Source organism: Vibrio sp. Vb0349 (assembly GCF_033338975.1).
The window spans coordinates 1-1,095 of sequence record NZ_JAWOTS010000391.1 but is presented as its reverse complement, the minus strand read 5'-3'; the positions used below and the strand labels follow the sequence as shown (position 1 = coordinate 1,095).

General features: G+C 50.5%; 1 protein-coding gene and 1 pseudogene. Both read right to left on the bottom strand.

The window, feature by feature from the left end:
• The coding region (locus R7Q47_RS26085; RefSeq protein WP_318090240.1) for an ABC transporter permease at positions 1-985 on the bottom strand (985 nt) is incomplete at its 3' end.
• Positions 973-1,095 (bottom strand): annotated as a pseudogene (locus tag R7Q47_RS26080) (lipoprotein-releasing system ATP-binding protein LolD); the annotation flags it as partial. The gene R7Q47_RS26085 and the pseudogene R7Q47_RS26080, both read right to left, overlap by 13 nt.

The following is a 1,095-nucleotide window of genomic DNA, read 5'->3' as shown; positions in this document are numbered from 1 at the left end:
CTCGGGGATAACTGCCCAATGCGGACAAGGTGCCGATTTCACGAGTACGCTCGGTCACAGACATAGTCATGGTGTTGAACAACGCGACAAACACGACCAGAGCCATTACGGCGCCCATAATGCCGAAAATACGGTCGTACAAATCTTTCACTTTGAGATAGAAGAACGCACGCTCTTGCCAAGGAGTAATTTCAACCTCTTGATCGCCAAAGCTCGGTTTTTGTTTGTTTAGAATCATCGCGACTTGCTGTTCAACCTTGTTGGTTAAGCTGGTGTCGAACAGAAATACTGACAGCGCACTGACTTTGTCCGACCCCAGCAGAGACTGAGCACTGTTGATGTGTACGTAAAGTTGGCGTTTATCCAGCTCAGGAACGCCAGTTGAGTAGATACCGCGAACTTTAAAGTCGTAAGCGTTCAAAGCGCCATCTGTCGTAGTAGCAAGTAAGGTAATCCAATCACCCACGTTGACGCTCAGATTATTGGCGAGATCCACCCCAAGCATCACTTCTGGCTCAGAAGCGTCGTAGCGAGAGGCATGAATGTTGGAAAGCGTCTGCCCATCACGCACGTCCAAAAACGGCCCTTTCATATCGAACTCGCGTTCGTTAGCGCCGATACCAATAAAAATCGAGGACTTGCTGCCGTTAGAGATCAAACCGCTGAATTCCACTCGAGGCTGTACGCCTCGCACCTCACTCAAACCAATCAACTGTTTGGTGATCGCATCGGCATGGCTCAAACCATTGCTCAATGGCATCTCTTCTTCTTTAGCGAAATAACCCGGCGTGGTTAATGTCAGATGCCCCGTGTCTCGCGCTGTGGATTCTTTCAAGCTGTCGTAGGTATAAAGGCCAAAACCACCTGCGCTGGTCAGCGCAAAAACTGCAATGGCGATGATCAGCATCGACAACAAACTGCGTCGGCGATTACGTTGTAGATTCAGCCAAGCAAGGCGAACCGAAACGGGAATTAGCTTGCCCATGAGACCTCCTCCACACTGGCGTGCGTTTGGATGATTTTGCCGTCCACCAGCTCGATGGTGCGATCGCAGCGTGATGCCATACGAGGGTCGTGAGTGGCGACAATGAAGGT